Origin of the sequence: Pseudomonas sp. PONIH3, assembly GCF_002934345.1 — a bacterium.
GTDB classification, from domain to species: Bacteria; Pseudomonadota; Gammaproteobacteria; order Pseudomonadales; family Pseudomonadaceae; genus Aquipseudomonas; species Aquipseudomonas soli.
Map to the genome: position 1 here is coordinate 3,470,035 of NZ_CP026386.1, position 21,847 is coordinate 3,491,881.

The 21,847-nt window shown below is 63.4% G+C and carries 18 protein-coding genes; 6 read left to right on the forward strand and 12 right to left on the reverse strand.

Features of this window, described 5'->3' with window-relative positions; genetic code table 11:
* Positions 1–70 precede the first annotated feature (70 nt).
* Both C3F42_RS16050 and C3F42_RS16055 read right to left on the reverse strand, forming a co-directional pair.
* Positions 71–523: a YaiI/YqxD family protein gene (locus C3F42_RS16050; protein WP_023630873.1), complete on the reverse strand. Its 453-nt coding sequence runs from the start codon at positions 521–523 to the stop codon at positions 71–73.
* Positions 524–617: 94 nt separating this feature from the next.
* Positions 618–2,561, reverse strand: coding sequence for a cytochrome c/FTR1 family iron permease (locus C3F42_RS16055; protein WP_094011620.1), 1,944 nt, complete (start codon positions 2,559–2,561; stop codon positions 618–620).
* Between the two features lie 289 nt (positions 2,562–2,850).
* Here C3F42_RS16055 and C3F42_RS16060 point away from each other — a divergent pair, with 289 nt between their 5' ends.
* From C3F42_RS16060 to C3F42_RS16075, 4 genes are read left to right on the forward strand one after another with little or no spacing between them, the layout of a single operon-like run.
* Positions 2,851–4,242, forward strand: coding sequence for a COG3014 family protein (locus C3F42_RS16060; protein WP_094011621.1), 1,392 nt, complete (start codon positions 2,851–2,853; stop codon positions 4,240–4,242).
* A gap of 14 nt (positions 4,243–4,256) precedes the next feature.
* A complete protein-coding gene (locus tag C3F42_RS16065; protein ID WP_038707145.1) occupies positions 4,257–4,625 on the forward strand; it encodes a YcfL family protein in 369 nt (122 codons plus the stop codon).
* A gap of 22 nt (positions 4,626–4,647) precedes the next feature.
* The gene (lpoB, locus tag C3F42_RS16070; RefSeq protein ID WP_023632455.1) at positions 4,648–5,235 is read left to right on the forward strand and encodes a penicillin-binding protein activator LpoB; all 588 of its coding nucleotides are present in this window, start codon (positions 4,648–4,650) and stop codon (positions 5,233–5,235) included.
* A gap of 3 nt (positions 5,236–5,238) precedes the next feature.
* Positions 5,239–5,982, forward strand: a complete 744-nt coding sequence (locus C3F42_RS16075; RefSeq protein WP_046857545.1) for a hypothetical protein — start codon at positions 5,239–5,241, stop codon at positions 5,980–5,982.
* A gap of 74 nt (positions 5,983–6,056) precedes the next feature.
* On the opposite strand, the gene C3F42_RS16080 is transcribed toward C3F42_RS16075, so the two are convergent.
* From C3F42_RS16080 to C3F42_RS16105, 6 genes are all read right to left on the reverse strand, one after another.
* A complete protein-coding gene (locus C3F42_RS16080) occupies positions 6,057–7,475 on the reverse strand; it encodes an efflux transporter outer membrane subunit (RefSeq protein ID WP_094011622.1) in 1,419 nt (472 codons plus the stop codon).
* Positions 7,472–8,347, reverse strand: a complete 876-nt coding sequence (locus C3F42_RS16085; protein WP_094011623.1) for an HlyD family secretion protein — start codon at positions 8,345–8,347, stop codon at positions 7,472–7,474. Before C3F42_RS16085 ends, C3F42_RS16080 begins: the two co-directional genes overlap by 4 nt.
* The gene (locus C3F42_RS16090) at positions 8,344–8,556 is read right to left on the reverse strand and encodes a DUF1656 domain-containing protein (protein WP_011531590.1); all 213 of its coding nucleotides are present in this window, start codon (positions 8,554–8,556) and stop codon (positions 8,344–8,346) included. Before C3F42_RS16090 ends, C3F42_RS16085 begins: the two co-directional genes overlap by 4 nt.
* Positions 8,553–10,640, reverse strand: a complete 2,088-nt coding sequence (locus tag C3F42_RS16095; protein WP_104444634.1) for an FUSC family protein — start codon at positions 10,638–10,640, stop codon at positions 8,553–8,555. Before C3F42_RS16095 ends, C3F42_RS16090 begins: the two co-directional genes overlap by 4 nt.
* On the reverse strand, positions 10,637–11,074 hold the full coding sequence (locus C3F42_RS16100; protein ID WP_023630816.1) for a MarR family winged helix-turn-helix transcriptional regulator: 438 nt from the start codon (positions 11,072–11,074) through the stop codon (positions 10,637–10,639). The genes C3F42_RS16095 and C3F42_RS16100 overlap by 4 nt, the downstream gene beginning before the upstream one ends.
* Positions 11,075–11,200: 126 nt before the next feature.
* Complete coding sequence (locus tag C3F42_RS16105; protein WP_104444635.1) at positions 11,201–12,013, reverse strand: tetratricopeptide repeat protein; 813 nt, start codon at positions 12,011–12,013, stop codon at positions 11,201–11,203.
* Between the two features lie 206 nt (positions 12,014–12,219).
* Between C3F42_RS16105 and C3F42_RS16110 the strand changes: the two genes are divergently transcribed.
* The gene (locus C3F42_RS16110) at positions 12,220–12,777 is read left to right on the forward strand and encodes a WYL domain-containing protein (RefSeq protein ID WP_094011625.1); all 558 of its coding nucleotides are present in this window, start codon (positions 12,220–12,222) and stop codon (positions 12,775–12,777) included.
* A 106-nt stretch (positions 12,778–12,883) separates the two neighbouring features.
* Here the strand turns inward: C3F42_RS16110 and C3F42_RS16115 are convergent, their stop codons facing one another.
* The 3 genes from C3F42_RS16115 to C3F42_RS16125 are packed head-to-tail and all read right to left on the reverse strand — an operon-like array spanning position 12,884 to position 17,789.
* Entirely contained in the window at positions 12,884–14,242 is a 1,359-nt protein-coding gene (locus C3F42_RS16115; RefSeq protein ID WP_031315213.1) for an HlyD family type I secretion periplasmic adaptor subunit, read from the reverse strand.
* 7 nt (positions 14,243–14,249) lie between these two features.
* Entirely contained in the window at positions 14,250–16,406 is a 2,157-nt protein-coding gene (locus C3F42_RS16120; protein ID WP_038707141.1) for a type I secretion system permease/ATPase, read from the reverse strand.
* A 45-nt stretch (positions 16,407–16,451) separates the two neighbouring features.
* Positions 16,452–17,789: a TolC family outer membrane protein gene (locus tag C3F42_RS16125; RefSeq protein WP_094011626.1), complete on the reverse strand. Its 1,338-nt coding sequence runs from the start codon at positions 17,787–17,789 to the stop codon at positions 16,452–16,454.
* A gap of 469 nt (positions 17,790–18,258) precedes the next feature.
* On the opposite strand from C3F42_RS16125, the gene C3F42_RS16130 reads away from it, so the two are divergent.
* Positions 18,259–20,385 carry a retention module-containing protein gene (locus C3F42_RS16130; protein WP_094011627.1) on the forward strand — a complete coding sequence of 709 codons (2,127 nt, stop codon included), beginning with the start codon at positions 18,259–18,261 and terminating at the stop codon, positions 20,383–20,385.
* A gap of 63 nt (positions 20,386–20,448) precedes the next feature.
* Here the strand turns inward: C3F42_RS16130 and C3F42_RS16135 are convergent, their stop codons facing one another.
* The gene (locus tag C3F42_RS16135; protein WP_038707140.1) at positions 20,449–21,786 is read right to left on the reverse strand and encodes a TolC family outer membrane protein; all 1,338 of its coding nucleotides are present in this window, start codon (positions 21,784–21,786) and stop codon (positions 20,449–20,451) included.
* Between the last annotated feature and the right edge of the window lie 61 nt (positions 21,787–21,847).

Sequence of the window (21,847 nt, forward strand, 5' to 3'; positions counted from 1 at the left end):
GCAGGCCATCGCCGGCAAGCCGGCTCCCACAGGATCACCTACACATGCGGGAACCGGCAACCCCACGTACTCAACGCTTGGAAAGCCGTCCCAGAATTCGGTCCAGGGCATTGGCGAACGCCTGCTTCTCGCGTTCGCCATAAGGTGCCTGCCCGCCACCCACCTGCCCCTGCTCGCGCAGTTCGGTGAACAGGTTGCGCACCGCCAGGCGCTCGCCCATGTTGCGCTCGTCGAACTCGCGGCCACGCGGGTCCAGCGCGGCCACGCCTTTCTTGATCAGGCGGTCGGCCAGCGGCACGTCGCTGCAAATCACCAGCTCGCCGGGCTCGGCGTTGTCCACCAGGTAGTCGTCGGCCGCGTCCATGCCGCTGGGCACCACGATAAGCCGCACGCAGGCGAAAGCCGGCTTGATCTGCGGCTGGCCGGCCACCATCACCACCTCCAGCTTGCGCTTGAGGGCGAACTTGACGATCAGGTCCTTGGCCGCCTTGGGGCAGGCGTCGGCATCGATCCATACACGCATGAGATTAATCCTGTGCTCCGGGCGGACATTATGCCAGCCCCAGCCTCATTGCGGGGCGGGGTGGCGGCACACCACCCCTTCCCACTGCACAGACTCAGCTGGCCGCCGCCCGGCGCTTCTCGGCCAAGCGGCTGCGCCCATAGAGGAACACGATAGCCAGCAACGCCACCGCCTGCGCGCTCAGTGAGTAGAGATCGGCGTGGATCCCCAGCCAGTCGAACTCGAAGAACGCCACCGGCCGCGTACCCAGGACGCCGGCCTCCTGCAGCGCCTTGACGCCATGCCCGGCGAACACCACCGACAGCGCACAGAGCAAAGCCGCGTTGATGCTGAAGAACAGCGACAGCGGCAGCTTGGCCGAGCCGCGCAGGATCACCCAGGCCAGGCCCACCAGCAGCACCAGCGCCGTGGCACCGCCTGCCAGAACCGCCTGGTGGCCAGCCGGCCCGGCCTGCAGCCACAGGGTCTCGTAGAACAGGATCACCTCGAACAACTCGCGATACACCGAGAAGAACGCCAGCACGGCAAAGCCGAAGCGCCCGCCGCCACTGACCAGGCTGCTCTTGATGTAGTCCTGCCAGGCGGCCGCGTGGCGGCGGTCGTGCATCCACACGCCGAGCCACAGCACCATCACCGCGGCGAACAAAGCCGTGCAGCCTTCGAGCAGCTCACGCTGCGCGCCACCGACATCGATCACGTAGGCCGCCAGGGCCCAGGTGGCGAAACCGGCGACCAGCGCCAGGGCCCAGCCGACGTTGACGCTACGTACCGCAGACTGCTGGCCGGTGTTGCGCAGGAAAGCGAGGATCGCCGCCAGCACCAGGATCGCCTCCAGGCCCTCGCGCAGCAGGATCAGCAGGCCGGAGATGTAGCTCAACGACCAGCTAAGGCCATCGCTGCCCAGCAGCTTCGAGGCCTGTTCGAGCTTGACCTTGGCTTCAGCCAGGCGCTGTTCGGCCTGGGCCACCGGCAGGCCGTCCTGCAGCGACTGACGGTAGGCCATCAGCGACTTCTCGGTGTCCTTGCGGGCCTGGGTGTCGATGTTGTCAAGCGAGCTTTCCACCAGCTCGAAGCCTTCCAGGTAAGCCGCCACCGACAAGTCGTAGGCCTGGTCGTGGTCGCCGGCACGGTAAGCCGCCAGGCTCTTGTCCAGGGTGCTGGAGGTGTACTCGAGCAGCTGCGCCGGGCCACGCTTGACCTGCGGCGGTTGCGCCCGCTGGGCGCGGAACGCGCCCACGGCGTTTGCGCCTTCATTGGCGGCAACCTCGGCCGGGGTCTGCCGGGCCAGGTCGGCGAGGTTCCAGGTCTTGTCGCTCTTTGCCGCCTGCGGATCGGCGGTGAAACTGGCGATGTAGGCCGCCACGTCCCAGCGTTGGCGCTCGTCGAGCTGGTCAGCGAACGAGGGCATCTCGGTGCCCTCGATGCCCAGCCCGAGGGTGTTGTACAGGTCGAACAGGCTGAGCTGGTCGAGGCGCGCGGCATCGCGCAGGTTGGCCGGCGCAGGCTCCAGGCCGACGCCGGCCGGGCCATCGCCCAGCCCGGTATCGCCGTGGCAGATCGAGCAATTCTGGGCATACAGCGATGCGCCGCGGGCCGGGTCCGGGGTGATCACCGGTGCCTGGCTTACCTCGTAGGCCACGGCCAGCCGCGCACCCAGCTGGCGGGCCTGACGGGCAACGCCGGCGCCATCCTGACGCTGGTCGATGGCCTGGCGCAGGCTCTGGACACCCTGCTCCAGCGCGCCGCGCTCGGCATGCTCGGGCAGCCCCTTGACCAGCTCGGCCAGCACCCCGCTGAACTCCTGTTGCTCGCGGTATTCCCCGTCGTCCACCACCTTGCCGTCGCGCACGGTCGGTGGGTAGTCGGCACCGATGTAATCCAGCAGATGCAACGCCTTGGTCGCCTCGGCGGGTGCTTCGGCCAGCGTCGGGGTGCTGCACAGCGCCATCACCGGGCCAAGCAACAGGGCAGGCAGCCAGGCAAGCAGACGGGAACGGGAAATCATGGCCAATCTCGACGGAAATACGAAAGAGAACATTGTTCACTTCCACTCTCTCCCGCTCAAGGCTCACTGGCAGATTTCATGAAAAATCTTGCGACAAATTGACCTGTCAACAGCCTGGAAAGCGCTTTTTCGACCGATGGCACGCCTGCAGAAAATGCGAAGCAATTCGCCATCACATAGCTACTACTTTGGGTATAATTCCGCGCCGCCGTAATAGCCATTAGCAATCAAGGCGCCTCCATCGAGAGGTTCTGGCGATAAAACAGAGGGATCTGCCGCCCCCGCCCACGCGGCCAACCGTTTCAGGGAAAGAAGAAGTCCGATGGTATCCCGCGCCCTCACCCTGGCGACCCTGGTCGCCGCCGTGCAGCTTACCGGCTGCTCGGTGTTCCGCAGCTACGACAGCGAACTGCAGGAGACCAACAAGCAGTTGGCCGCCGGCAATGTCGACGCCGCCCTCGCCCTGCTGGAAAGCAACAACAAGGGCGACAAGAAAGACCTGCTCTACTACTTCGAGAAAGGCGAGCTGCTGCGCTCCAAGGGCGACCTCAAGGGCAGCCAGGACGCCTGGCGCTCGGCCGACAGCGTGGTGTTCCAGTGGGAAGAGTCGGTCAAGCTCGACACCGACAAGTACCTGAGCCAGTTTGGCAGCTACTTGGTCAACGACAAGGTGCGCCGCTACGAAGGCTACGACTACGAAAAAGTCATGTTGACCACGCAAATGGCCTTGAACCTGCTGGCGCAGAACGACTTCGACGGCGCCCGCACCGAGATCAAGAAGACCCACGAGCGTGAGGCGATCATCGCCGAGCTGCGCGACAAGGAATACCTCAAGCGCGAGGAAGAGGCCGAGAAGGAAGGCATCAAGACCGAATACAAGGACCTGCAGGGTTACCCGGTCGCCAGCCTCGACGCCCCTGAGGTGGTCGGCCTGAAGAACAGCTACCAGAGCGCCTTCAGCCATTACCTGTCCGGCTATGTCTACGAAGCCCTCGGCGAGAAGGGCCTGGCCGCGCCGGGTTACCGCAAGGCCGCCGAGCTGCGCCCGAATACCCCGCTGCTGGACCAGGCGCTGCTGGAGCTGGACAAGAACAGCGCCAAGGCCGGTGAAAGCGACGTGCTGATCGTGGTACAGACCGGCCTGGCCCCGGCTCGTGATTCGATCCGCATCCCGCTGCCACTGCCGATCCAGGACAACCTGGTGATCACTCCGTTGTCGTTCCCGATCATCAGGGAGGACACTTCGACCGCGCACCTGAGCGAGATTCAGCTCAACGACAAGGTCCTGGCCCTGACCGCGCTCAACAGCACCACCGCCATGTCACGCCGCGCCCTGCGCGACGACATGCCTGGCATCATCCTGCGCACCAGCGTGCGCGCCATCAGCCGCGGCGTGGCGCAGAAGAACTTGAACCAGACCAACCCGATGGCCGGGCTGGTGGTGGGCATTGCCTCCACCGTGCTGGAAGGTGCCGATACCCGTACCTGGCGCACCCTGCCAAACGAAACCCAGGTGGCCCGTGTACGCCTCAAGCAGGGCGAACACCACGTGAGCCTGCCGTCGAGCCTCGGCGGTACCCAGGTCACGGTGAAAGTCGATCGCCCCTACCAGGTGGTCAGCCTGCGCGTGGTCGGCAACCGCGTGTTCGCTGGCGGCCCGTCCGTCGAAGTCGCCCCGCAGGCCGCAGCCACTGCTGTCGCCAGCCTCAAGTAACCCAAGGATCGAACATGCGCAAAACATGCCTCGCCCTGGCCGCCGTCGCCCTCCTGGCCGGCTGCGCCACCCCGCCCCCTGCCCCGGGCAGCGCCGCCAGCAAGGTGGTGACCATGGGCCAGCTGGATGACATCGAGATCGGCCAGATGCGCGTCGCCCGCGAAAACGGCTATCTCACCGTCAACGTGGCGCTGACCAACAGCAGCCGCAGCAACCAGACCCTGTTCTACCGCTTCGCCTGGCTGGGCAGCGATGGTTTCCCGGTGGCCGATGAAGAGAGCTGGAAGGCCCTGCCGCTGTACGGCAAGCAGGCCAAGTTCCTGCCCGCCATCGCACCGACCCCCGCAGCCCGTGACTTCCGCCTCGAAGTCCACACCCGGTAACCCCCTTTCAGGAGCACGTTCGATGTTTGCACGCCTTTCCCTCGCCGCCCTCGCCATCGCCCTGGTCAGCGGCTGCAGCACCCCTTCGCCGGTTCTCGGCGGCAAGAACATCAGCTACGGCGACAGCAAGGCCGTCGAACTGGTGACCAACGAGTTCGGCTCCACCGACCTGCAGATGATAGCCGAGAGCATGACCCGCTCGCTGGCCCAGTCCGGCGTGCTGCACGGCCGCCCGGTGGTGCAGGTGTACGACGTGAAGAACAAGACCAGCGAGTACATCGACACCCGCGAGATCACCACCTCGATCAAGACCCAGCTGATGAAATCCGGCGCCGCCCGCTTCGCCAGCGACAACACCGACATGCAGAGCCAGGTCGACCAGCTCAAGCTGCAGAACCAGAGCGGCCTGTACAAGAAGAAGACCGTGGCCAAGACCGGCAACATGATAGCCGCCAAATACCGCCTGGAAGGCTCGATCAGCTCGATCGTCAAGCGCAGCAGCGACTACAAGGACGTGTTCTACAAGTTCAGCCTGCAGCTGATCGACGTGGAAAGCGGCCTGGCCGAGTGGATGGACGAAAAAGAAATCCGCAAGACCACGGAGCGCTGATCGATGCGTGCATGGATGGCAATAATCGGCCTGGCCTGCGCCTTCGGCGCGCAGGCGGCCCCCAAGGTGGCGGTGACCGACCTGGCCTACCAGGCGCAGGTGGAGGAATACATCCACACCATCAACGCCCAGAGCAGCGGCCAGGCCGGCATGTACCACGCCAGCGGCCAGTCGAGCTACAGCGAGTACGAGAGCCTCAACAGCTACATCGAGCAGACCGAGCTGCGCAAGTTCGGTGGCGACATCAAGGGTGAGATCCTCAAGACCGGCATGTTCCAGCTGGTCCAGGGCCGCCCCTACACCGCCGACTCGAAGGAGGACGTGTACGACGTGATCCGCCGCATCAAGAACGGCGCGTTCAAGGGTGCCGACTACGTGCTGTTCGGCACCCTGTCGGACATCGACTTCCAGCAGGACATCAACTCGCTGGACCACACCGACAGCTACTCGGCGGTGCTGGGCCTGACCGTGGTCGCCGACTTCAGCCTGATCAACACCCGCACCTACGAGATCACCTCGGCGTTCACCGCCATGGGTGAAGGGCAGGACACCAAGCTGGTGAAAAGCCAAGACCGCCGCGTGACGTTGAACCGTCCGCGGGTGGTGCGCGATGTATCGAAGGCACTGGGCGAGGATGTGGCGCAGCAGTTGGCCGAGCAGTTGGGCGGCTCGGTGCCCGGGCAGGCGAAGCAGCCGCGTGGGCGGGACAACCTGCCGCCGGATGAGCCGGCGCGGGTGCTGAACTAAGCCTCTCCCCCAAGGGAAATGGGGGCTTCATAGGGGTTCGTGGGAGCGGCGATGCGTCGCTCCCACACTCTTCCTCAAGGTCTGGCACTGCTTTTCCAGCCGCCACCCAAGGCCAGGAACACGCCTATCTGCCCCATCGCCACCTGACTGTTGGCCGCCGCCAGCTGCGCCCGTGCATCGGTGTAGGTCCGCGTCGCTTGCAGATCCGCCAGGAACGACTCACGCCCCACCTGATAGCGCATGTGGGTCTGGTCCGCCGACTCCTTGGCGGAGCGCTCCGCCTCGGCCAGCGCGTCGCGCCGATCCAGCAGCGCGCTGTATTGCGCCAGGCGGGTCTGGGTTTCGCGAATGGCATTCAGTACCACCCCATCGAAATGTGCCAGCGCCGCTTGGGTCGAGGCCTCGGCCATGCGGATGCGCGCGCGGGTGCCGTTGGTGGGGATGGCCCAACTGACCTGCGGGCCGAAGCCCCAGCGGTTGGTGGCCGGCTCACCGAGGTTGTCGAGGATGCCGATGGTGCCCACCTGGGCGCCGATGCTGATATCCGGGTACAGCGCGCCGGTGGCCACACCGATGGTGGCAGTGGCTGCCGCCAGCTGGCGTTCGGCCTGACGCACATCCGGGCGGCGCTTGAGCAGAGCGGCGCCATCGCCGACCGGAACCAGTTGTGACAGCTGTGGCAGCTCGGCGCAATCGGCGGTGCCGGCAGGCAATTGCTCGACAGGCCTGGCCAGCAACGCGGCCAGCGTGTAGAGGCCCGCCTCGCGCTCGGCCTTGAAGCGCGGCAGCTCGGCGCGCAAGGACTTGAACTGGGTCTGCGACCGGGTGACCTGGCTCTCGTCGCCACGCCCGGCGTCGCGCAGACGCTGGGTCAGTTGCACGCTCTGCTGCTGCAGGTCCAGCGACTCGCGGGCGATGTGGTACTCCTCGTTGGCCGAGCACACCTGGGTGTACGCCTTGACCACATCGGCCACCAGGGTGATGCGCGCAGTGTCGGCGGCGGCTTGCACGGCATCGGCATTGGCCTTGGCGGCCTCGGTGCCGCGCTTGAAGGTGCCCCAAAGGTCGAACTGGTAGCTGGCGCTGATGATCGCCTCGCCAATGTTGGCAACCGGCACTTTCTCCGGCAGCAGGAACGCTTCGCCGGACTCCTGTAGGCGCTGGGCACCCAGCTTGACGCCACCATTGAAGCCACCCTGCGACTCGGCCACCTCCACCTGGGCGCGGGCCTTGGCGATGTTGGCGGCAGCCACGCGCAGCTCGGTGTTGGCGCCGAGCGCCTCGCGCACCAGCTGGTTGAGCCTTTGATCCTGGTACAGCTGCCACCAGTCCTCGGGCACTGGCGCCGAGACCACGCTATCGGCGTCCTGGCGCAGCGGGCCGTTGAGGTCGCCGCGCTGCACGGCGGCCTCCTTGGGCAGCTCGTAGTCCGGGCCGACCATCATGCAGGCGCCAAGGGACAGGCACAGCCCCGCCAGGATCAGCTGTTTCATGGGCGTTGGCCCTCTACGATCGACACCGTGGCGGTGCGCCCGGCGATCATGCGAAAGTCCGCCGGCACTTCGTCGAAGGTGATGCGTACCGGGATCCGCTGGGCCAGGCGCACCCAACTGAACGCCGGGTTGACGTTGGGCAGCAGGTTGGCGCCGCTGCTGCGGTCGCGGTCCTCGATACCGGCGGACAGGCTCTGCACTCGGCCGCGCAGGCGGGTGGGGTCGCCCATCACACGGATATCCACGGCGTCGCCGATATGGATCCCGCCCAGCTTGGTTTCCTCGAAATAGCCATCGACGTGATACGAGGCGCTGTCGACCACCGACAACACCGGGCGCCCGGCGCTGACGAACTCATGAGCGCGCGGGGCGCGGTCGTTGAGGTAGCCATCCACCGGGCTGCGCACCACCGAGCGGTCGAGGTTGAGCTGGGCGACATCCACCTGCACCTGGGCCTCGCTCACCGCCGAACGGGCGCGGGCCTCGCGCGACTGGCTCTCTTCCAACTGCTCGGCCGCCACCAGGTTGCCCAGCTTACGGTTGCGCTGGGCCTCGCGGGAGGCCTGGGCCAGGGTTTCCTGGCGTTCGGCCAGGGTTGCCTTGGCCTGGCGCAGGGCCAGGGTGAAACGGTCCTGGTCGATGGTGAACAGCACGTCACCGCGCTTGATGGTCTGGTTGTCGCGCACCTCGACCTGCTGGATCAGCCCGGAGACATCCGGGGCGATCTGGATCACGTCAGCGCGGATATGGCCGTCGCGGGTCCAGGGGGCGAACATGTAGTACACCACCATCTGCCACACGAGCACGGCGGCGAAGGTCACTACCAGCAAGGTCAGGACCACGCGGCCCAAGGTCAGCAAAGGTTTTTTCATGGCAGCATCAGGCTTCGGCAAAAGTGGTCCACCGCGCCAAGCAGCACGGCATACAGGGCAACGTTGAACAGCGCCCGGTGCCAGACCAGGCGGTAGAAATGCAGGCGCACCAGCACTGCGTGCACCCCCAGGTACAACAGGTAGGTGCCAAACATCATCACCAGCAGCGTGGGCAGGAACACCCCGCTGATATCCAGTTCACCGATCACAGGGGTGCTCCGTCGAGGCCCGGGGGCAGTTGCGTTTGTTCGGCGGGCTCGAGCATCACCTCGACACCTGGCAGCAGCGCCAGGCGCAAACCGGCCAGGGCGTGCAGCAGGTGGGTGCGGGCATCGCCGCGCTCGTAAAGCTCATCGAGGTTCAGCGCCAGGCGCGCGCGCTCCATGTTGCGCAGCAGTGCCGCCGGGGCATGCAGGCGCTCGCCGGCGCGCAGGCAGGCGGCATAGTGCGCGCCGACTTCCTCGATCACCGTCTGCAGGCGCTCGCGAGCCTGGGCGCCGGCGCGCGGCATGTACGCCAGCAGGTCGAGCAGATTCAGGCCCACGCGCAGGTCGCGCAAGGCCACGCCACTGTCCTGGCCGGTCTGCGACAGGCGAGGCAGGTGCTGCATCAGGCGGTCGAGCATCTGCACGCCGACCTGGCGGTGCTCGGCCAGGGTGGCCGGCGCGGTCATCTCGACAATGTCGCGCCAGGCGAAGCGGGTCATGCGCTTGGCCGCCAGTTCCACGCCGAACGGGCGTACCACCAGGGTCCAGATGAAGGCGAACAGCAGCCCCACGGGACCGGCCAGGTTGGAATTGAGGAAGGTGAAAAAGTCAGCGTCGTAGGCACCCTGGATGCTGATGAAGGTCGAGGTGTTGACGATGGTCAGCAAGGTGCCGAGGTAGAAGCGCGGCTGCACGGTCAGGGTGCCGACGCAGATGAACGGCACGGCAAACGCCAGCACCAGCATGGCGAAATCATGCAGGTTGGGCAGCACCAGGAACAGGTACAGGCTGGAGAAGATCACCGACATCAGCGTCCAGAAGAAGAACCGGTAGATCTGCGGCGCCGGGTCGTCCATGGCGGCGAAGAAACTGCACGACACGGCGGCGAGGATCACCGCGCTGGCGCCGTCGTTCCAGCCAAGGCCGATCCACAGGCCGCAGGCGACGACGATGGCGGTGACGGTGGAAAACACCGAGTAGAGCATCAGGCCGCGATCGAAGAACGGCGTCAGCCGGCCCAGGCGCCAGTGACGATAGACCGCGCGCCAGGGCGTGGCGTCGTCCTTGCGCAGGGCGTGCTGCAGGCTGCAGCAGTCCTGCCAGAGGTCGGCCCATTCGGTCAGGCGATAGAGGGCGTTGGACAGCAGCAGCTCGGCGCGCTGGTCGAGGGCGGCGGCGCCCGGCTGCAGGCGGTCGATCTGCTCGTGCAGGGCGGTCCAGCGTGCCACCGAGGCGCTGTCGGCGGTGCCTTCGAGCCATTTACGGGCGCTGTCCAGCACCGGTTGCAGCAAGGCGAACTGCGCCGGGGCACGACCTTCAAGGGCGATCAGGGCATCGTCGAGCGCGTCGATCACCGGCAGCAGATGGATCATCCGCCCGCGCAATTCGCGGGCGTTCTTCAAGGTATGCGGGCCGGCGCCTTCATGGCCGAGCTGGCCGATCATCAGCTCCAGCGAGTTGAAGGTGGCGACCATCGCGCCACGCATGCCGCCGACCTTGTCGGCGCCGGCTTCGCGGGCCAGGTAGGTGTCGCAGTAGCGAATCGCTTCGCCGAACCAGCTGCCGGTGGCGCCGACCACCACAGGTGCCAGCCGGCGCGGCCAGAACACCGCGCCAACCACCGCCGCGCAGACGATTCCCAGGCAGATTTCCTGGGCCCTGGACGAGGCCACGTCAAACACTGCCAGCGGGTTATCGACCACCGCCAGGGCGATCATCGGCAGGGTGTAGCCGGCCAGCATCAGCACGTAGTTGTTGGCCGTGCGCAGGTTCAGCGAGAGGAACAGCAACGTGCCGGTCCACAGGGCGATGGCGATGCTCAGCAGCAGCGGCGATTGCACCAGCGGTGGCACCAGCAGGATCGCCCCGCCAGCGCCCAGCAAGGTGCCCAGGGCGCGGTACAGCGCCTTGGATGTGGTCGGGCCGAGGAATGGGCTGGAGACGATATAGACCGTGGCCATGGCCCAGTACGGGCGCGGCAGCTGCATCAGCAGGGCGATATACAGGGCAATCATCGAGGCGGCGAAGGTGCGCACGCCGTAGAACCAGTTGCGGGCAGGCGGGACCGAGCTGAAGAAGCCACTCATGGCTGCAGGCCTGCCTGTTCGAAGGCATGGATGACCCGCAAGGTGGCCTCCAGGTCGGCCTGGTCTATGCCTCCAAGCACCTCACGACGCAGGCGCACCAGCTCGCCTTCGATGGACTCGGCCAGGGCGCGGCCCTCGACGGTCAGGCTCAGCGCCTTGGCACGACGGTCCAGCGGATCCTCGCTGCGGCATACCAGACCAGCCTTGCACAGCTGGTCGAGCAGGCGCACCAGCGACGGGCTTTCCAACCCGGCCGCCTGGGCCACCGCCACCTGATGCACGCCATCGCCCAGGCGCACGATCATCAGCAAGGGGACGGCGCAGGCTTCGGAAATACCGTAGCCGGTCAGGGCGCCCTGGCACAGGCGGCGCCAGTGCCGGGCAGCCACAACCATGCCGCTGCTGATTTTCAGGTGCAGTGCGTCGAGGGACATGTGAGAACCGAGGATATTCATAGTTTGCTAACTATCAATATACGCCCTGCCCTCCCCCTGTCGTCAACCGCAGGTGACGGAGGGAAAACATGAAAGGTTGTTCATGATCCCGGCAGGCGCGCTGCGCTAAGGCTGGATCTGGTCTTCCAGCTTCATGGTCAGTGCCAGCGTGCTGCCCAGTTGGATTGCCTGGTCGCGCCAGCCCAGGTAACGCGACGCGTCGCGGCTGCTGAAATGCACCGCCAACTCCTCGGCGGCCTGCATCACCCCGGTTGCCGCCGCCAACTCCAGCCAGTAGAGGCCGGCCTTGGTGTCCGCCTCGATGTACAAGCCATGCAACAGCCTGTATCCCACCTCGAAGCGGCAGCGCTTCTCGCCTCGCTCGGCGCCACGGAGAAACCACTGGTAGGCCTCGAGAGGGTCGACCTGCCACTCCTGTTCGCCGTCGCACACCTCTTCCTCGTACAGATCGCCCAGCGCCGCAGCGGCATGCACCATGCCCCGCTCGAAAGCATGGCGGTAGTATTCGGCCGCGTTAACGTAGGAAACATCGACGCCCTTGCCGAAGTATTGCTGCTGGCCGAGGTTGAACCAGGCGGCAGCGTTGCCCTGCAACGCCGCCATGCGCAACAGGTGCCCCGCCAGCACCGTGTCGCCGCGCCAGTACTTGCCATTGAGCCAGATCCAGCCCAGGTCGTTGAGCGCCGCGACATTGCCCAGCAGGGCCTGGCGGCAGAGGTCGTGGTAGACCGCCTGCAGGTCGACTGCCTCGTCCAGGCGGTCGATCAGGCCAAAGCGCTCGCCGCTCAGGGCCTGTTGGGCGGGCATGCCGACCCCGGCGAACAGCCGGTGGCGCTGCCCCGGGCGAGCCGGCGCCGGGACGATCCGCTCCGGTAGAAGCCGGGCAAGCAGCGAGTGGATATTGCTGGCGGCAGACATGTTCATCCTCATTGAACGACCCACAGCTCCAACCTCCACTGTGATGAGGCGTGATTCTGCGCGATGCCACGACAAAACCTGTCGCGAACGAATTGATCCCAGGCAACCAATTGCATCTTCCTTGATCTGAGCAGGCTGTGGCCAATTGCCATGCCCTGCACGTGCCGCCATCCTATGCCCGCAAGCCTAGACAAGGACGTTTCCTTTTGCCGTTCGCCACCACCCGTGCCACCCTCAGCCGCCAATGGGCATTGCTGCGCCAGTTGCCCAGCCGCTCCCCCGGGATCACCAGTGCCGAACTGGTGTGGCGCCTGCGTGACGTGGGCTTCAATGTCAGCAAACGCACGGTCGAGCGCGACCTCAACGAGCTGTCGCTGATCTTTCCACTGGAGCGCAATGACAAGAGCATCCCGTTCGGCTGGCACTGGTCGGCCAACGCCGGCGGGGAGTTACGCGGAAATTTCGACCTGCAGGGGTATCTGCGCGGCGATACTTTGCAGCCTGGACAAGGTCAGGGCATCGAACTGCAGGCGTGGATCAGCGATTTGCTGGCCCGCCGCCTGCGCGAGACACCGCTGAGCGCGGATATGCGGTTGACCGCCCTGGATCAGGGGCACCGACTGCGAGCGACGGTGGCGGACGGTTGGCCCTTGCGCTGGTGGTTGCTGAGCCAGGGCGATGGACTGGTGGTGGAAGCGCCGCAGACGCTACGTGAAGAGATTGCACGGACATTGGTCAACGCGGCGGCGCAATATCTGGAATGACTGACTGCCCCGCCATGGCATCGGACCAAGCAACATCTCTGCTTGCACTTACGCCATCGCGGGCGCAGCCCGCTCCCACAAGCACTGCTGATGCCCCTTGAGGCGATCAGCGCTCACGCAGCGCTTCGCTGCGCGCCTTGATGATCGGCTTGAGCAGGTAGCTCATGATGGTCTTCTTGCCGGTCATGATGTCTACCGTCGCCACCATTCCCGGGATGATCAGCAGCGGCTTCTCGTCGCTGCCCAGGTGGCTCTTCTCGGTGCGCAGCTTGATCAAGTAGTAGGTGGTCTTCTTGTCTTCGTCGGTGATGGTATCGGCGCCGATCTGCTCCAGCTTGGCCTTCATCCCGCCATAGATGGTGTAGTCATAGGCTGTGAACTTGACCGTGGCTTCCTGGCCTGGATGCAGGAAGGCGATATCCTTGGGCAGGATCTTCGCCTCGATCACCAAGGTATCGTCCAGCGGCACGATCTCGATGATGTCGCTGCCCGGTTGGATCACTCCACCGATGGTGTTGACCAGCAACTGCTTGACGATACCTCGCACTGGCGAAGTGACCATGGTGCGGTGCACGCGGTCATCCAGCGCCTTGCTGGTGGCGGTGGCCTTGTTCAGCTCGGTGCGGGCCTCGTTGAGCTGGGTCAGCGCCTCGCTGCGGAACTTGCCGCGGGTCTCCTCGATCTTGCTCTCGACCTCCTTGATCGCCGCCTCGGCCCGCGGGATAGCAAGGGCGGTGGAGTCCATCTGCCCACGGTTCTCAACCTCGGCCCGGCGCAGCCGCAGCACCTCGACCTGAGAGATAGCGCCTTGGGCCACCAACGGCTCGGACATGGCGATCTCCTGGCGCAGCAGCTGCAGGCTGTTGGCGTACTGGGCGCGCTTGGAGTTGAACTCGCGTAGCTCTTGTTGCTTTTGCACGAGTTGCTGTTGCAGACCGCCAATCTCGTCCTGCAGCTGCTGACGCCGACTCAGGTACAGCGACTGCTCGTTGGCCGCCTGGCTTGGGGCGGCTTTGCGCAGTTCCTCGTCAATCTGCAGCGGCTTGTCCTCGACCTCGGCGTTCAGACGCTGCACACGCAGAGCCATGGCCAAGCGCGAGGCCTCGGTCTCGTCGACGTTGGAGGCAAAGCGGGTCTCGTCCAGGCGCAGCAGCGGCTGGCCGACTTCGACGATCTCCCCCTCCTTGGCGAAGATCTCGGCAACGATGCCACCTTCAAGGTTTTGGATTTTCTGCACCTTGGATGACGGGATGGCCTTGCCCTCCCCACGGGTCACCTCGTCGATGGGCGCGACGCTGGCCCAGACGATGAGAAACAAGAAGAACGCGATCACGCCCCAGATGGTCAGACGCACCACTCGCGGCGCGTCCTCGATCAGCGCCTTGTTGACCTCGGGCAGCGGCTGCCCGGCCAGCGACTCGGAGCCCTTGAAGTAGCGGCGCAGGTTGTCCTTGAAACGCCCCATATCCAGCTTATGCAACACTGATCTGCCCCTTCTTCAGCGCATCCATGACGGCGGCTTTCGGGCCATCCGCGACGATCTGTCCACGATCGATGACGATCAATCGATCCACCAGCGACAGCAGCGACGCCCGGTGGGTAACCAGCAGCACGGTCTTGTTCTCGACCACTGCGGCGAGGCGCTGCTTGAGCCGCTCCTCGCCGGTGTTGTCCATGGCGCTCGTGGGCTCGTCGAGCAGCAGAATCTGCGGGTTGAGCAACAACGCACGACCCAGAGCGACGTTCTGCCGCTGGCCACCGGAAAGATTTTGGCCGCGCTCGCCGACCTGCAATTCGTAGCCGTCGGGGTGCAGGCGGGCGAACTCGTGCACGCCGGCCAGTTCCGCGGCCTGGAGAATCAGCTCGTCCTCGATGTAGCGGGCGCCGCTGACCAGGTTGTCGCGCAGGGTGCCGGCCAACAGCTGGATGTCCTGGGGCACGTAGCCGATGTTATGGCGCAGTTCGCTGACGTCGATCTGGCGGATATCCACGCCATCGACCAGCAGCGAGCCGTTATCTGGTTCGTACAGGCCGACGATCAGCTTGGCCAGGGAGCTCTTGCCCGAACCACTGCGACCGATGATGCCAACCTTCTCACCCGGACGGATATTCAGGTTGATGCCCTTGAGCGCCTGGTTCTGCTGGTTTGGATAGGTGAACTCGACGCCGCGGAACTCGATCGCGCCCTGCAGCACCTGACGGCTCAGCGGACGCTCTTCGAAATTGCGCTCCTGGGGCAACTCCATCATCTGGTCGGTGGCAACCATGGTCACCTTGGCTTGCTGATAGCGGGCCAGCAGGCCGTTCAGCGAGCCCAGTGGGCCAAGGGCCCGACCGCTGAGCATGTAGCAGGCCACCAGGCCACCCATGCTGAGATTGCCGTCGATGATCAGGTAGACGCCCACGCAGATCATGGCCACGCCCGCCAATTGCTGGACCAGCGCGGTAATGTTCATGGCCAGGCCCGACAGCACCTTCACCCGCAGTTCCAGTCGGCTTAAGGTGCCTAGGGTCTGCTCCCACATGTACTGACGCTCACTCTCGGCGTTGTTGACCTTGATCCCGTCCAGTCCGGCCAGGGTCTCGATCAAGCTCGACTGCCGCTCGGAGGCCAAAGCCATGGTGCGTTCCATGGTCGCCATCAGCGGTTTCTGCAAGGCGTAGCCAATACCCAAGGCAAGGGGGAACGCCAGGATCGGAATCCATACAAGGTGCCCCCCGATGATGGCGATGACCACCAGGATTAGCAGAGTAAACGGTAGGTCGATCAGGCTGGTCAGTGTCAACGAGGCAAGAAAGTCACGCAGGCCCTGAAACTCATGGATGTTCTGGGCGAAGCTGCCGACCCGCGCCGGCCGGTACTTCATGGCCATGCCGACGATACGCTCGAACAGCGTCGCCGATATGATCAGGTCGGTCTTCTTGCCGGCCAGGTCCAGGCACAGGCTGCGTAGTCCTTTGAGGATCAGGTCGAACACATAGGCCCCGGCGATACCCACCGCCAGCACCCACAGGGTCGAGGTGGCCTGGTTGGGCACCACGCGGTCATAGACGTTCATCACGAACAGCGGCGCTGCCAGGGCGATCAGGTTGATCACCAGGCTCGCGGCGATGGCATCGATGTACAGCCATTTGCTGCGCAGCAGCGTGTCGCGGAACCAGGAGCGCGCGCGAGGGATCAGGTTGCCGTGGTTGACGTCGAACTTGTGCTGGGGCTGGGCGAAGAACACCTTGCCGCTATAGTCGCCCAGCAACGCCTCACGGGTGACATGCACTTCGCCGCCGTCGCTTTCGCTGAGCAGCAGCCGCGCGGTGTCTTCATTTTCCCAGCCCAGCAGCACCGCGCAGCGGCCTTCCTTGAGCAGCAGCATCGCCGGCATGGCGATGCTGGGTATCTGCTCCAGCTTGCGCTGCAACAGGCGCCCCTGCAGCCCGGCCCGTGCGGCCGCACGCGGCAGCAACTCGGCGGTCAGGCGTTGTGAGGGCAAGGGCAGCCCGGTGGTCAGCATGGCCCGGCTGGCGGGTTTCTGATGCAGGACACACAGGGTCAGCAGACTGTCCAGCAGCGGGTCGTCATGCTGACTGCGTGGATCGTGGCTGAGTTGGACTCGACTGACTTCGGATTCCACGCGGCGCTCTCTTCATCCTTGCGGGGGGTGGGTTCAAGGCGCCTTTCAGTTCATGCCTGGCAGGTTCACCTTGGGTTTCAGGTCGTTCTGCACAACGGTGGCCATCGGGGCTACAACACCCTGGCTCTTGAGCAGTTGGCCAATGGTCGCCTTGATTCGGTACTGAGTAAACATTTGTATGTTCTTCACTTCCACCAGACGACGCTGGGCGGTGAAGGTTTCATTCTCGCTGTCGAGCAAGTCGAGCAGGGTTCGCTCGCCCAGGCCGAACTGCTGCTGGTAGGCGCTGCGCACCCGCTTGCTGTGATCGACGTACTGCTGGGCGATCGGCACCTGGGTGTTGGCGTTGTCCAGAGCATTCCATGCCAAGCCTAACTCCTCATTGAGTTGGCGCAAGGCGTTGTTACGAATGTCCAGTGCCTGGTTGGCCAGGTACGACTTCGATTCCAGGTCCGCCTTGTTGCTGCCGCCTGCGTACAGGTTGAAGTTCATGCGCAGCATCGCCTGCCACTCGTTGTTGTGGCCGGTCGCACCGTCTAGGTTGTTGGCTACCGTTCGTCCAATTTCGGCATCGAAGCGCGGATAGAACGTGGACTTTGCCGCTTCGTATTGTTTTTCGGCGGCGGCGATGTCCGACTCGGCCGAACGCAGAATCGGACTGTTCTTGATCAACTGATGACGGGCCTCCTCAAGGGTGGCCGGCAGCAGGTCCAGAAATGGCGCAGGCATGCTTAATTCGTCGGGCATCTGCCCGACGACGCTCAGGTAATTGATATTGGCATCAGCCAGGTTGGTCTGCTCGGTGGTCAGGTTGTTGCGGGCCTGGGCCAGGCGCGCCTCGGCCTGGTCGAGGTCGGCAAGACGGCCGACGCCACGGCTGGTTCGCAACTTGATCTGGTCAAGGATGCGTTCGTGGTTTCGCAGGTTATCTTCGGCCAGGCGCACCATCTCCCGGCGCGACAGCACATCGAGGTAGACCTGGGCAACTGTCAGCGCGGTGCGCTCAGAGGTGCCCAGCAGGGAGTAGGCGCGAGCGTTGACGGTAGCCTGTTGACGCCCGACCTCACTGGAAGTGGCGAAGCCGTCGAAGACCATCTGCCGCAGGCGGATCGCCGATTCGCCACGGTTGAGCGTCTCCCAGCGATTGCGGGTGCCTGGGCTGTCGCTGCCCTCGCGGCCATAGCCGGCGGTCACTTCGACCCGCGGCAAATAGCCGCCTTGGGCTGCACGCAATTGATGGTCCACAGCCGCGCGTGCGTTCACGCCGGCCTGGATTTCCGGGTGCACCTCAAGGGTTTTCTGCATGGCTTCGGGCAACGTCTGGGCTTGAACAAGCGTAGTGATGAAAGTGAAAGGTAGAGCGGCGAACAAGAACACACGCATTCAACTGATTCCCGGAAAAATACTGTCACGACTATAAGAGCTAATTCCTCCTAACCTTTTAAGATGAAAGCTCACTTGTAGCAGTAGGAATATTTACCCAATCATGTACGGCATGTAGGAATACTCTTCAGAAACACGATTTCCGATATGAAGTGAAAAAATTATTGATTAGCATCATCCGAAACATGCCAAGGACTCAGGCAAACCCTAGGGGCATAGTCAGGCCTAGGGTTATCACGAATAGTTGTCGCGCGGCGATCAGGCAAGGCAAAAAAAGGCGAAGAGCGGTCGGGCCGTGCTCGAACCTACAGGCTGTAAAAGTTCAACTCGAGCCTATTTCAACGCAGCATGCCCATCGAGCAGGCAAAGCCTAAAGCTTGCGCCACATATTCAAGCACACCAAGCCCAAGTGACATAACCACATGGCCGCCACTATGGCAGACCCCTGCATAAAAGTTTGGAGAGTTAAATGAGCACTGTTGCCGCCATCGTAAAAAGCCTTGTTGGCCAGGTTATCGCAGTTTCTCCAGAGGGTATCCAGCGTATATTGATCGAAGGCGACCGCTTGCTTGCCGGAGAGCAACTCGACACTGGCATCGGCGGCTCGGTGACCCTTGAACTGGCCGATGGTCGCATCTTCGAACTGGGTGGCGACACCCGGTGGACCGGCACTCCTCCAGGCAGCAGCGACCTCAGCACAGCCGCATCGTCGAGCGAAGCACTGCAGCAAACCACCACGGTGGGCGCAGACGCGACTATCGAATTCGATATCCCAATCGTCGCCCCAAACGCCCCTGATGACGGTGGCCACAGCAGCGTCATGCTAGAAGAAACCGCAGGGATGGTCGCCCCGAGAATCGGCTTCCCAACCGATACTGGCACGCCATCGAGTTGTAGCGATCTCCACGAATCCCCTGGCAATGCATATACCTCAGGCGCTCGGGCGCTCAACACGATCCATGCACCTAACGCGACGTCATCCTTTACTGATCAGCCGCAGGCCTACGTCGGCATCAATCTGAACGAGGGAGATGACACCTACGCCCTCACCGCTGATCACAATATCGTTGTGGCAGACATTGCGGGCTGGCGTGTCCTGCCCGGGCAGAACTACAACCTTGCGTTCATCGTGGACACCTCTGCCAGTATGAAAGAAGAAGGCGTCGGTGCAGCGAAAAAGTCTCTCGAGACAGTGTTCAAGGTATTGGCCGCCAGCGCCCAGAGCGCCCACTCAGGCAGCGTGAACATCCTCCTGGTGGACTTCTCCTCCAACGTCAACAGCATCGTTTCGGTTACCCTGAACGAAGAAGGCTTAAAGCAATTGCTCGATGCCTTGAACACCCTCAAACCGGGAGAGGGCGATAACGCTGGCACAAACTATGAAGATGCATTCAAGACAACTGCCAATTGGTTCAATAATCTCCAGAGTGCTGGCAGCTGTGCCAGTAACCAGACGTTCTTCCTCACCGATGGCGTACCAACCCATTATCAAGAAGAGCGCATCAACCCGATACTGGGTGACTCAGGCACTACTCTGGATAGTTTCCTGAGCACTATAGATTATCAGAAGGGCATGACATACAACGGCCACCTTGGCAGCGGCACTTCCACTATAAATATCGATAGCGATGGCAGCCTGACGCTGAGCTATTACAGCGATAAAACATGGAAGCATGAGCCACTTGGGAAATTGTACGCAAATGGCCATGGCGGTTACGAACTGTCTACTGTCGTACATGAAAACCCAAAGCAGGGCCCTAACTCCCTCCTCAACGCACTTGCCAGCTTCGAACTGCTGAAAGACCTGTCCAATGTCGAGGCCATCGGCATAAATGACAGTATCCAGCTTGTGGAACTGAACCCTTTTGATTCCGACGGCGTGCCGCAGGCCAATATCGACCCGAGCAAGCTGGCCGAGGCTATCTTCGGAACCACCGAGTCTGTCCGACCGGGTAACGATACCGTCAATGGTGGTGGCGGCAACGACATTCTTTTCGGCGACCTGATCACCTTCGACGGCATCGCCAGCGCTGGTGTTCATGCAATTCAAGATTACGTCGCCGACAAATTGAACATGCCGGTGAATGCTGTAAATACCGAAACCATGCACAATTTCATCACCGAGCACAGCGCCGAATTTAACGTTTCGGGCAGAAATGATGGAGCCGACACACTGCTGGGCGGTGCTGGCCAGGACATTATCTTCGGCCAGGGTGGCGACGATCACATAGAGGGTGGCAAAGGTGACGACGTGCTGATCGGAGGCAAAGGGGCCGATACCTTCGTGTGGAGGGCCGGCGACGAAGGTAACGATGTGATCCGGGACTTCAACGTCCAGGAAGGCGACCGACTCGACCTGCGCGATCTGCTACAGAGTGAGGAGGACATTGCCATCGACAACTTCCTCAGAATCACCACTGTCGACGGCGAGACCACGCTACAGGCGAGCAGCGACGGCAAACTGAACGCTGCCGGCGGCTTGGCAAATGCCGATGTCAGCATCAAGCTCGAGGGTGTCAACTGGTCGAACACCACGATCCAGTCACTGATCAGCGGTGCCGATCCGACCATCAAGGTCGACCATTCCAACAGCTGAACCCGCTCCAACCAACGGCCTGCAGCCACCGTCGGAAGGAGCCAGGGATACTCAAGACTTCCCTCAGTTCATGCCCGGCAGGTTCACCTTGGGCTTCAGGTCGTTCTGCACAACCGTCGCCATCGGCGCGACGACACCCTGGCTCTTGAGCAACTGGCCGATGGTCGCCTTGATTCGGTACTGAGTAAACATTTGTATGTTCTTCACCTCCACCAGGCGGCGCTGGGCGGTGAAGGTTTCATTCTCGCTGTCGAGCAAGTCGAGCAGGGTTCGCTCGCCCAGGCCGAACTGCTGCTGATAGGCGCTGCGCACCCGGTTGCTGTGATCGACGTACTGCTGGGCGATCGGCACCTGGGCGTTGGCGTTTTCCAGAGCATTCCATGCCAGGCCTAACTCCTCATTGAGCTGTCGCAAGGCGTTGTTGCGGATGTCCAGTGCCTGGTTGGCCAGATACGACTTCGATTCCAGGTCCGCCTTGTTGCTGCCGCCGGCGTACAGGTTGAAGTTCATGCGCAGCATGGCCTGCCATTCGTTGTTGTGGCCGACCGCGCCGTCGAGGTTGTTGTCGGCCGTTCGTCCGAGTTCGGCATCGAAACGTGGATAGAACGTAGACTTTGCCGCTTCGTATTGCTTCTCGGCAGCCGCGATGTCCGACTCGGCCGAACGCAGGATCGGGCTCTCTTCGACCAACTGGTGGCGAGCTTCATCGAGGGTCGCCGGCAACAGGTCGACAAATGGCGCGGGCGTGCTTAACTCGTCGGGCATTTGCCCGACGACGCTCAGGTAGTTGGTGTTGGCATCGGCCAGGTTGGTCTGCTCGGTGATCAGGTTGTTGCGGGCCTGGGCCTGGCGCGCTTCGGCCTGGTCGAGGTCGGCCATGCGGCCTACGCCACGGCTGGTGCGCAACTTGATCTGGTCGAGGATACGATCGTGGTTGCGCAGGTTTTCTTCGGCCAGGCGCACCATCTCACGGCGCGATAGCACGTCCAGGTAGACCTGGGCGACGGTCAGCGCGGTGCGCTCGGAGGTCCCCAGCAGGGAGTAGGCACGTGCGTTGACGGTGGCTTGTTGACGCCCGACCTCGCTGGAGGTGGCAAAACCGTCAAAGACCATTTGCCGCAGGCGGATCGCCGATTCGCCACGGTTGAGCGTCTCCCAGCGGTTGCGGGTGCTTGGGCTGTCGGTGCCCTCGCGGCCATAACCGGCCGTCACATCGACCCGCGGCAAATAGCCGCCCTGGGCTGCACGCAGTTGATAGTCCGCGGCCGTGCGCGCGTTCACGCCGGCCTGGATTTCCGGGTGTACCTCGAGGGCCTTCTGCATGGCTTCGGGCAAGGTTTGTGCTTGAACGAAAGAGGCGGCGAGAGCGAAAGGAAGAGCGGTGAACAGTGACGCACGCATTTTTACTGGTTCCCGAGAGAGCTGTTGTCCCAAATCACAGCCGAAGCCGTGCCTGCCTTGG

Excerpts from the sequence above, each read along its gene's own strand:
- C3F42_RS16055 (WP_094011620.1), bottom strand. The coding sequence starts at position 2,561 with ATGTTCTCTTTCGTATTTCCGTCGAGATTGGCCATGATTTCCCGTTCC.
- C3F42_RS16095 (WP_104444634.1), bottom strand. The coding sequence starts at position 10,640 with ATGAGTGGCTTCTTCAGCTCGGTCCCGCCTGCCCGCAACTGGTTCTAC.
- C3F42_RS16065 (WP_038707145.1), top strand. The coding sequence starts at position 4,257 with ATGCGCAAAACATGCCTCGCCCTGGCCGCCGTCGCCCTCCTGGCCGGC.
- C3F42_RS16100 (WP_023630816.1), bottom strand. The coding sequence starts at position 11,074 with ATGTCCCTCGACGCACTGCACCTGAAAATCAGCAGCGGCATGGTTGTG.
- C3F42_RS16075 (WP_046857545.1), top strand. The coding sequence starts at position 5,239 with ATGCGTGCATGGATGGCAATAATCGGCCTGGCCTGCGCCTTCGGCGCG.
- C3F42_RS16085 (WP_094011623.1), bottom strand. The coding sequence starts at position 8,347 with ATGAAAAAACCTTTGCTGACCTTGGGCCGCGTGGTCCTGACCTTGCTG.
- C3F42_RS16125 (WP_094011626.1), bottom strand. The coding sequence starts at position 17,789 with ATGCGTGTGTTCTTGTTCGCCGCTCTACCTTTCACTTTCATCACTACG.
- C3F42_RS16060 (WP_094011621.1), top strand. The coding sequence starts at position 2,851 with ATGGTATCCCGCGCCCTCACCCTGGCGACCCTGGTCGCCGCCGTGCAG.
- C3F42_RS16130 (WP_094011627.1), top strand. The coding sequence starts at position 18,259 with ATGAGCACTGTTGCCGCCATCGTAAAAAGCCTTGTTGGCCAGGTTATC.
- C3F42_RS16080 (WP_094011622.1), bottom strand. The coding sequence starts at position 7,475 with ATGAAACAGCTGATCCTGGCGGGGCTGTGCCTGTCCCTTGGCGCCTGC.
- C3F42_RS16050 (WP_023630873.1), bottom strand. The coding sequence starts at position 523 with ATGCGTGTATGGATCGATGCCGACGCCTGCCCCAAGGCGGCCAAGGAC.
- lpoB (WP_023632455.1), top strand. The coding sequence starts at position 4,648 with ATGTTTGCACGCCTTTCCCTCGCCGCCCTCGCCATCGCCCTGGTCAGC.
- C3F42_RS16135 (WP_038707140.1), bottom strand. The coding sequence starts at position 21,786 with ATGCGTGCGTCACTGTTCACCGCTCTTCCTTTCGCTCTCGCCGCCTCT.
- C3F42_RS16115 (WP_031315213.1), bottom strand. The coding sequence starts at position 14,242 with ATGGGGCGTTTCAAGGACAACCTGCGCCGCTACTTCAAGGGCTCCGAG.
- C3F42_RS16105 (WP_104444635.1), bottom strand. The coding sequence starts at position 12,013 with ATGTCTGCCGCCAGCAATATCCACTCGCTGCTTGCCCGGCTTCTACCG.